Genomic DNA, 9,101 nt, shown 5'->3' with positions numbered 1-9,101 from the left:
CGTCGCCCGCGACGATCGCGTTCGCCGCCAGCATCACGGCCTTCAGGCCCGAGCCGCACACCTTGTTGATCGTCATCCCCGGCACCGCGCTCGGCAGCCCCGCCTTGATCAGCGACTGCCGCGCCGGATTCTGCCCCGAGCCGGCCGTCAGCACCTGGCCCATGATCACTTCGCTGACCTGCTCGGGCTTCACGCCCGCACGCTCCAGCACCGCGCGGATCACCGTCGCGCCCAGTTCGGGCGCCGCGATCTTCGCCAGCGAGCCGCCGAATTTGCCGACCGCGGTCCGTGCGGCCGATACGATCACTACATCCGTCATTTCCCTGTCCTCCAGGCCCGCACGACACGGCGCATCGTTACCGACCCTGTTAAAAAAACTGCGGTGCGCCGGACAGCGTGCGCCGCTGTCCGGTTTTCGTCAATCGCGCTGCAACACGTAGCGCCCGGGCGCCGGCTCGATCACCGGGAATTGCGCGGAACCCGGCTGGGCCGGCGGCGCGACCTTGCGGCCGCCGTACGCGTCGAGCCACTCGACCCACGTAGTCCACCAGCTTCCCGGCTGCTCGGTCGCCGCGGCGAACCAGTCGTCCGCGGATTCGGGCAGCTCGTCGTTGACCCAGTAGCTGCGCTTTTTCTTCGCCGGCGGATTGATCACGCCCGCGATGTGTCCCGACGCGCCGAGCACGAACTTCAGCGGGCCCGACAGGATCGACGTCGATGCGTAGGCCGTCTGCCACGGCACGATGTGATCCTCGCGCGAACCGTAGATGAAGGTCGGCACGTCGACCAGCGACAGGTCGACCGACTCGCCACACACGGTCAGCGCACCCGGCTCGCGCAGCTTGTTTTCGAGATAGGTATGGCGCAGGTACCACGCGTACATCGGGCCCGGCAGGCTCGTCGAATCGCTGTTCCAGTACAGCAGGTCGAACGGCGCGGGCGTACGGCCCTTCAGGTAGTTGTCGACGACGTAGTTCCACACGAGATCGTTCGGCCGCAGGAACGAGAACGTGTTCGCGAACTCGACGCCGCGCATCAGCCCCGGTTGCGTACCGTTCTTGCCGCCGATGGTCTGCTCGCGCATCTGCACGTGCGCCTCGTCGACGAACACGTCGAGGATGCCCGTGTCGGTGAAGTCGAGCATCGCGGTGAGCAGCGTCATCGACGCGGCCGGGTGCTCGCCGCGCGCGGCGAGCACCGCGAGCGCGGTCGCGAGCATCGTGCCGCCGACGCAGAAGCCGAGCGTGTTGATCTGCTCGCGGCCGCTGACCTGCTGCACGGCGTCGATCGCCGCGAGCAGCCCTTCGTTCATGTAGTCGTCCCACGTCTTGTGCGCGACCGATGCGTCCGCGTTGCGCCACGACACGAGGAACACCTGATGGCCGTTCGACAGCGCGTGCGCGACGAGCGAATTCTCGGGTTGCAGGTCGAGGATGTAGAACTTGTTGATGCACGGCGGGACGATCAGCAGCGGCCGCTCGAACACCTTGTCCGTCTTCGGCGTGTACTGGATCAGCTGCATCAGGTCGTTCTCGTACACGACCGCGCCTTCGGTACACCCGAGGTTCTTGCCGACCACGAACTGCGATTCGTCGGTCTGCGAAATCTTGCCGCGCTGCAGGTCGCCGAGCAGGTTCATCATCCCCTGCCGCAGGCTTTCGCCCTGCGTTTCGAGAATCGATTTCTGTGCGTCGGGATTGAGTGCGAGGAAATTGCTCGGCGCGGCGGCGGCCGTCCATTGCTGGACCGTGAAACGGATGCGCTCGCGCGTCTTCGGATCGGTCTGAAGCGCGTCGGCCAGCTCCTGCAGATAGCGCGCGTTGAGCAGATACCAGGCGGCCGCGAAGGCATGCGCGGGCGATGACTTCCACGCGTCGCCGCTGAAGCGGCGGTCTTTCAACTCCGGCGACTCGAGCTTCGCGGCGGCCGCCTGCTGCATCAGCGTCATGCAGTCGCGCGCGTAGTCGGCCTGCAATGCCTGGAGCCGTTCCGGCGGAATCGCGGCGACCGGCAGCTTCAGCCCCGCGAACGGCGACGCCATCGCGCCGAGGTCGGGCATCGACGGCATCTGGAACGGAAACGACGTCGGGAACTGGAATGTCGCGAACGGGTTGACGGAGGCCGATGCCGTCGCGGCGCGCGCCGGGTCGGCAAAACCGCGCCACGCGTTCAACCACGACTCGAACATCTGCTGCATCGGCTGGGCGGCCGGATCGAAACCGGTACTGCCCGCGGAAGTGCCCGCATGAGCGGACGTCGACGAATTTTTCGATGCTGTCATTACCTGCCTTACCGGTGATTCGTGAGCGTCAATCGTGAAATCCTGCTCGCGCGCGGCGCGCCGGCTGCGAGCCGGGCCGTCATGCTCTGGAGAGGCGTCTCCAGATTCTGCCGCAGTGCGGTATTTTTATCATTATCGTTTTCCCCATGTGAAGCGTCCGGTCAAACCACTGAACATTTCCGCACGGAGATAATCCGCGCACGACAGACGGGACAAGGGTTTCGGTGAAACATAAAACATTTTGCTTGACTTGACCTCGGGATTTTTCATTCAGTCGCGCATGCACCGCCGCATTGCCGCGCCAATATCGAGATAACCCGATTTCGCGGCGCAACAAAGCCGGCGCGCATGCGCATGCGATCAATCGGCCAGCCAGATTGCCGCGGCCATGCGGCCCGTCACGCGGTCGCGCCGATACGAATAGAAGCGTGCGCGTTCGGCGACCGTGCAGGCCGTCCCGCCGCTCACGTGCACCACGCCCGCACGCGCGAGTCGCAGCCGCGCGAGCGCGTACAGATCGGCAAGAAACTTGCCGGGCGCGCCGTCGATCGCGACGAACGCATGACGGGTTTCATCATGCTCCGACTGCGGAGCCGTGTCGAGAAACGCGTCGCGCACGTCGGCGCCCACCTCGAACGCCTGCGGGCCGATCGCCGGCCCGAGATACGCATGCAGCGTATCCGTCGCGCCGCCCGCGAGCGCCGCGACGCGCGCGGCCGTCTGCTCGACGATGCCGGCCGCGAGCCCGCGCCAGCCCGCATGCGCGGCGCCGACCGCGCGGCCCTGCGCGTCGCACAGCAGCACGGGCAGGCAATCGGCCACCATCACCACGCAGACGGCGCCGGCCTGATCCGTGACGCTCGCGTCGGCCTGCACCGGCGCCGTGGCGGCAGGCGCCGCGGCGATCACCTCGTCCGCCCGGACGATCCGCGCGCCGTGAACCTGCTCGAGCCATGCGGCGCTCGACTGGCCAGCGAGGGCGAGCACGCGTGCACGATTGACGGCGACATGGTCGGGATCGTCACCGGTATGCAGGCCGAGATTCATCCCGCCCGGCAGCGCGGCGCCATCCTGCCAGCGCCCGTACGGGCCTTCGCTCACACCGCCGTCGCGCGTCGTGATCAGCGCGCGCACGCGCGGCGACACCCGCCAGTCGGGCCGTACGCAGTCCTGCCACGTCAACGGCGCCAGGTTCGTCATCGGCACTCACTCCTCCTCATCGTCCGGGTACGGCTCGTCGTCGTGATACTCGCCGCCGAAATCGTCATCGTCGTAGACACCGTCGTCGTCGAACTCCTCGTCGCCCTGCCCGAAGCCGAGCGCCGCGACCAGTGCGTTCATGTCGTCCGGCAGCGGGCAGCGCCACTGCATCGCCTTGCCCGTGACCGGATGCACGAGGCCGAGCCGCCACGCATGCAGCGCCTGTCGTGCGAACCCGTCCGGCAGCGGCGCGACCGAACGCTTGCCGCGCGCCCGCCCGTAGACCGGATCGCCGAGCAGCGGATGCCCGGCGTGCGCGCAGTGCACGCGGATCTGATGCGTGCGGCCGGTTTCGAGATCGCACTGAATCGCCGAAACCGGCTGACGTTGCCACAGGCATGTGTCAACCGTACGGAAATGCGTACGCGCGGGCTTGCCCGACGCGCCGGTGACCACGGCCATGCGCGTGCGCTCGCGCGGGTCGCGGCCGATCGGCGCGTCGATCGTGCCCTCCTCGGGCATCGTGCCCCACACGAGCGCGAAATAGCGGCGCTTCACCGTGCGGGCCTGCAACTGGCGCACGAGGTCCGTCTGCGCGGCCAGCGTGCGGGCGACCACCATCAGGCCGGACGTTTCCTTGTCGAGCCGGTGGACGATCCCCGCGCGCGGCAGGCCGGCCGCCGCGTCGCCGTAGCGATGCAGCAGACCGTTGAGGATCGTGCCGCTCCAGTTGCCGGCGGCCGGATGCACGACGAGACCGGCCGGCTTGTTGATGACGACGAGCGCGTCGTCCTCATAGATCACGTCGAGCGGCACGGGCTCCGGCGTGAACGCGAGCTGCTCGGGCAGCAGATCGGGCACGAGCTCGATCTTTGCGCCGAGCGGCACGGGCTGGCGGATCTTCGCCGGCGCGCCGTCGACGAGCACGCGCTGCGCCTCGATCCAGCTCTGCAGGCGGCTGCGCGAGAATTCGGGGAACAGTTGGGCGAGCGCCTTGTCGAGACGTTCGCCGGCGAGCGACAGCGGCACTTCGACGATGCGCGGCGCCTCATCGGCCGCCACGGACGGCACAACGGGGGGGTGCAACACGTCGCCGGCCAGATCGTCGTCGAGGGAATCCCCCGACGCAGCGTCGGCGGGCCGATCGCTTGGGCTATAATCTTCGCGATTTGGTGTGCCCGGCTGGGCATTCTGCGAACTTGAACGGGTCATTTAGACTGGGTCACCGAGACTTGAAGCTAGGACATGCGAGCATGATGAATTCGACCAAACGTACGGCCAGAACCGTCGCCGCCCGGGCTGCGGCGGTAGCGGCCGTGGCCCTCATCGCCGGCTGCCACGGCTTGCCGCAGAAGCAGGACGAGACGGCTACCTGGTCGAACAACAAATTATACTCAGAGGCCCAGGACGCACTGTCCGGCGGCGACTGGGGCAAGTGCGCGAAATATTTCGAATCGCTGCAAGGCCGCGATCCGTTCGGCCATTTCGCGCAACAGGCACAGATCAACGTTGCATACTGCAACTGGAAGGACAACGAAGCGGCAGCCGCCGACCAGGCCGTCGACCGCTTCATCCAGCTCCACCCCGATCATCCGGATATCCCGTACGCGTACTACCTGAAGGGGATGATCCACTTCAACGACGATCTCGGCCTGTTCGGGCGCTTCTCCGGCCAGGACATGAGCGAACGCGATCCGCAGGCGCTGCGCGAATCGTACGATGCGTTCAAGGTCGTCGTCGATCGCTTCCCGAAGAGCAAGTACGCGCCCGATGCGGCCGCGCGGATGCGCTACATCGTCAACGCGCTCGCGTCGCACGAAGTGCATGCGGCCGACTACTACTATCGCCGCGGCGCGTATGTCGCGGCGATCAACCGCGCCCAGCTTGCGATCAAGGACTACAAGGGCGCGCCGGCGATCGAGGATGCGCTGCACATCATGATCCTGTCGTACGGCAAGCTGAACCAGCCGGAACTCGCCGAGGACACCAAGCGCGTGCTCGCGGGCACGTTCCCCGACAGCCCGTACGTGACGGGCCATTCGCGCCCCGGCGCGAAGAAGTCGTGGTGGCAGTTCTGAAGCACGGCGCGATGTAACATCGTTGCGCACACAAAAAACCCGGCCATCGAGCCGGGTTTTTTCATTGGCGCCGCATTCGGGCGGCGCCACGGCGTTACGCGGCAAGCGCCGCGCGTGCGGTCACGCGCCCTTGTCCGCGCGGTGCTCGTCGAAGAAATCCTGCACGACCGCGATCTCGCGCGTGCGCTTGAACGGCGGCAGGCTTTGCCAGATCCGGCGCCCGTAAGGCTTGTCGACGAGCCGCGTGTCGCAGATCATCAGCACGCCGCGATCCGTCTCCGCACGAATCAACCGGCCCGCGCCCTGCTTCAGCGTGATCACGGCCTGCGGCAGCTGATGCACGGCGAACGGGCTCAGCCCCTTCTTCGTCAACGCATCGAGCCGCGCGGCCAGCACCGGATCGTCCGGCGGCGCGAACGGCAGCTTGTCGATCACGACCAGCGACAATGCATCGCCGCGCACATCGACGCCTTCCCAGAAACTCTGGCTGCCGACCAGGATCGCATTGCCGTACGCGCGGAAGCGGTCGAGCAGCTCGGTGCGGCTTGCGTCGCCCTGCACGAGCAGCGGCGTGTTCCAGCCGCGCGATTCGATCACGTCGCGCAGCTTCGACGCGATCCGGTCGACCGCGCGCAGCGTCGTGCACAGCATGAACACGCCGCCGCCGGATGCCTCGATCGCCGGCAGCGCGGCATCGAAGACGGCGTCGGTAAAGGCCGGCGAGGACGGCTGCGGCAGGTTGCGCGGCACGTACAGCAGCCCCTGCGACTGGTAATCGAACGGGCTGGCGAGCGTCATCGAACGACGCGAGCTGAGGCCCATCTGCGCCGCGTAGTGCGTGAAATCGCCGCGCACCGACAACGTCGCCGACGTGAACACCCATGCACGCGGCACGCCCGCACGCTGCTTCGCGAAAATCGGCGCGACCGACAGCGGCGTTTCATGGAGCTGGACGGTATGCGCAAACACCTCGACCCATCGCACCTTCTCGTTCGGATCGCCGTCGGACGCCGCCTTGTCGCCGGCCGCCGCCGCGTCGGCCTTCGCAGCCGCTTCCGCCGCGCCGGGCGCGACCCAGCCCGCCAGCAGGTCCTGGAGCTCGCGGGCGCGCCGCAGGCATGCGCCGAGCGATTCCGCGCGCTCGGCCTGGCTCGCGAGCGCCGATGCGAGCGCATCGAGCGCCACGTCGAGCGCGTCGAGCGCACCGAACATCGGGTGATCGTCGCCGAGCTGGGCGAGCGACATGCGCACGATCTGGTCGTTCGCGAACGCGAGACGCAAGTCGCGCGCCGCGCGCTCGAGATCACCGCCGAGCTTCACCCACTCGACCGCGTCGCGCGCATGGCTCAGGCCTTCGGCCACCGTGTCGCGCGCGAGCTCGAGGATCTGCGTCGTCGACAGCGTCTCGCCGAAGAATAGCGTCGCCGTCTCCGGCAACTGGTGCGCTTCGTCGAAGATGATCGTGTTCGCGTTCGGCAGCAGTTCGGCCATCCCCGTGTCGCGCAGCATGATGTCCGCGAAGAACAGGTGATGGTTGACCACGACGACGTCTGCCTGCTGGGCCTCGCGCCGCGCCTGCATCACGAAGCATTCCTTGTAGTGCGGGCATTCCTGGCCGAGGCAGTTGTCGCGCGTCGACGTGACCATCGACCACACGGGCGCCGTTTCCGGCACGCTCGCGAGTTCGGCCTTGTCGCCGCTCTTCGTGAGTTTCGCGAAGCGGACGATTTCCTGCAGATACGCGGTATCCTGCCGCGACGGCAGCCGGCCGTTGTCGGCCGTGCGTTGCAGGTAGTAATGGCACAGGTAGTTCGAGCGTCCCTTGAGCATCGCGACCGTCACCGGCACCGCGAGCGCGTTGCGCACGGTCGGGATGTCGCGCTGGAACAGCTGGTCCTGCAGGTGCTTCGTGCCGGTCGACACGATCACCTTGCCGCCCCACAACATTGCAGGCACGAGATACGCGTAGGTCTTGCCGGTACCCGTGCCGGCCTCGACGATCAGCGTGTTGTCGCCTGCGTCGTTGTCGGATTCGGCTGCCGCCGCGTCGTCCGCGGCCGGGCCGGCCGCCTTGTCGCCGTCGCCGAGGCGGCGCGCCGGACGCTTGCGGGTTTCGAAGATCTCGGGCTCGGGCATCCGGCGTGCGGACGCTTCCATCGCCGACGCGACCGCGCGCGCCATCTCGATCTGCGACGTACGCGGCCGATAGCCGTCGAGCACGCGCGCCAGCAACCCGCCTTCGCCGAAGATCGTGTCGAGTTCGTCGACGCGCTTGCGGCTCAGCTCGAAAGTGCCGTCGGGCGCACGAACGCGCCCGGCGGGCGTCGTATCACGCCGGGCGTCGGGGGTGGCTTCAAGCGGTGAATTCAAGGCAAGCGTTCCTGTGTCCAGCGCCCGAGCGGCGCCGGCGCTTGCCAGGCCGCGCTCAGGCGCGCTTATCCGGTTCGAGCTGCGATTGCAGCAAAATGATTTTGTCCTTGGCCGCCAGCTTTTCCTTCTTCAGCCGGTGCAGCGTGATGTCGTCGATGTCGGAGTGCCCTTCTTTCAGCTCGATCTCCCGAGCGAGCTGCTGGTGCTGCTCCTGCAATGCAGCCAAACGGTTGTGCAATTCCTGCTGCTGTTCCGTGTGACGGTTTTGCATACCTGCCTCCTCATCGAAGCAGCGCGACGGCTGGCGTGCCGACGCGCCCGAGACTGATCCCGATCAATTCAACACGTTACTGCCCCTGCTGTTGCTGCTTGGCCTTCTCGGCCGCTTCCTGCTGACGCCGCTCGACATCGGCCTTGTGCTGCGCGGCTTCCTTCTGCTTCTGCTCGTAGCGCGTGGCGTTGTCCGCCCGCTCCTGCGCCTTCTGCGCCGCCTGCTGGTGCGCCTGGTCGAGCTTGCGCTGGAAATCCGCCTGCTTCTGGTCGTATGCCTGCTTGCTCGCCGCGCGCTGCGGGCCTTCCGCACCGCGCTGCGCCTGCTTCAATGCATTCTGCTCCTGCTTGTCGCGGAATGCAGCCGCGTTGGCCGCGTCGTTCGCCGCCCGCTGCGGCGCTTCCGCCGCATTCTGGGCCTGCTTCAGCGCCTGCTGCTGGTCGCGCTGCTGCGCCCGCACCGCGCGCTGCTCGTCGTTGAGCGCGAGCTGCTCCTGGCGAATGCTCGCCCGCTCCTCGCGCATCTGGTCGCGCGCCTTGCCGAGACAGTGGTTGACGAAGAACGTGCTGTAACAATCGTGCTCCGCCACTGCATAACGATAATCGTTTTCCGCGGAGCGTTGATTGAGCACTTTTTGACGGGCGTCGAAATCCGGGGTGGCCGAGGCCGCAACGGGCGCGGACGCAGCGGCGTCCGGCGCGCTGGCGCCCGAAGCCTGCGCGAATGCGCCGGAAGGCCCGGCAGACAAAGCGGCGGCGAGCGCTGCGCCGAGCGCGACGAGAGAAATGCGGGAAGTTGGCAACGTCGTAGGAAAGCTGCGGGACATGTGTCAAATTCTATCACCCCCGGCTGGACGCTCCGCCATTTATGGCAAAATGCCCCGCTTCATTCACCCGCGGCC

Annotated in this window: 7 protein-coding genes and 1 pseudogene; 1 reads left to right on the top strand and 7 read right to left on the bottom strand. The window is 67.2% G+C overall.

The features are described 5' to 3' along the window. The 4 genes and pseudogenes from C4B30_RS30745 to C4B30_RS30730 all read right to left on the bottom strand — a co-directional run. A pseudogene (locus tag C4B30_RS30745) lies at positions 1-319 on the bottom strand (acetyl-CoA C-acetyltransferase); the annotation flags it as partial. Positions 320-418: 99 nt separating this feature from the next. Further along, on the bottom strand, positions 419-2,281 hold the full coding sequence (phaC, locus tag C4B30_RS30740; protein WP_027784567.1) for a class I poly(R)-hydroxyalkanoic acid synthase: 1,863 nt from the start codon (positions 2,279-2,281) through the stop codon (positions 419-421). Between the two features lie 360 nt (positions 2,282-2,641). Then, the gene (gene pgeF / locus C4B30_RS30735; RefSeq protein ID WP_027784568.1) at positions 2,642-3,481 is read right to left on the bottom strand and encodes a peptidoglycan editing factor PgeF; all 840 of its coding nucleotides are present in this window, start codon (positions 3,479-3,481) and stop codon (positions 2,642-2,644) included. A 6-nt stretch (positions 3,482-3,487) separates the two neighbouring features. Continuing rightward, complete coding sequence (locus C4B30_RS30730; RefSeq protein ID WP_027784569.1) at positions 3,488-4,693, bottom strand: RluA family pseudouridine synthase; 1,206 nt, start codon at positions 4,691-4,693, stop codon at positions 3,488-3,490. Between the two features lie 41 nt (positions 4,694-4,734). On the opposite strand from C4B30_RS30730, the gene C4B30_RS30725 reads away from it, so the two are divergent. Next, a complete protein-coding gene (locus C4B30_RS30725) occupies positions 4,735-5,559 on the top strand; it encodes an outer membrane protein assembly factor BamD (protein ID WP_027784570.1) in 825 nt (274 codons plus the stop codon). A 120-nt stretch (positions 5,560-5,679) separates the two neighbouring features. On the opposite strand, the gene C4B30_RS30720 is transcribed toward C4B30_RS30725, so the two are convergent. From C4B30_RS30720 to C4B30_RS30710, 3 genes are all read right to left on the bottom strand, one after another. Beyond that, a complete protein-coding gene (locus C4B30_RS30720) occupies positions 5,680-7,929 on the bottom strand; it encodes an ATP-dependent DNA helicase (protein ID WP_027784571.1) in 2,250 nt (749 codons plus the stop codon). Positions 7,930-7,984: 55 nt separating this feature from the next. After that, positions 7,985-8,200: a YdcH family protein gene (locus C4B30_RS30715; RefSeq protein WP_006478692.1), complete on the bottom strand. Its 216-nt coding sequence runs from the start codon at positions 8,198-8,200 to the stop codon at positions 7,985-7,987. Positions 8,201-8,276: 76 nt separating this feature from the next. Beyond that, the gene (locus C4B30_RS30710; protein ID WP_027784572.1) at positions 8,277-9,026 is read right to left on the bottom strand and encodes a hypothetical protein; all 750 of its coding nucleotides are present in this window, start codon (positions 9,024-9,026) and stop codon (positions 8,277-8,279) included. Positions 9,027-9,101 lie beyond the last annotated feature (75 nt).

It is taken from the genome of Burkholderia sp. BE12, from assembly GCF_002959955.1.
Lineage (GTDB): Bacteria > Pseudomonadota > Gammaproteobacteria > Burkholderiales > Burkholderiaceae > Burkholderia.
This window is presented reverse-complemented; position numbering and strand designations above follow the sequence as displayed.

What these genes read in the sequence shown, in the direction of transcription:
- phaC (WP_027784567.1), bottom strand. Translation starts at nt 2,281, where the DNA reads ATGACAGCATCGAAAAATTCGTCGACGTCCGCTCATGCGGGCACTTCC.
- C4B30_RS30710 (WP_027784572.1), bottom strand. Translation starts at nt 9,026, where the DNA reads ATGTCCCGCAGCTTTCCTACGACGTTGCCAACTTCCCGCATTTCTCTC.
- C4B30_RS30730 (WP_027784569.1), bottom strand. Translation starts at nt 4,693, where the DNA reads ATGACCCGTTCAAGTTCGCAGAATGCCCAGCCGGGCACACCAAATCGC.
- C4B30_RS30725 (WP_027784570.1), top strand. Translation starts at nt 4,735, where the DNA reads ATGATGAATTCGACCAAACGTACGGCCAGAACCGTCGCCGCCCGGGCT.
- C4B30_RS30715 (WP_006478692.1), bottom strand. Translation starts at nt 8,200, where the DNA reads ATGCAAAACCGTCACACGGAACAGCAGCAGGAATTGCACAACCGTTTG.
- pgeF (WP_027784568.1), bottom strand. Translation starts at nt 3,481, where the DNA reads ATGACGAACCTGGCGCCGTTGACGTGGCAGGACTGCGTACGGCCCGAC.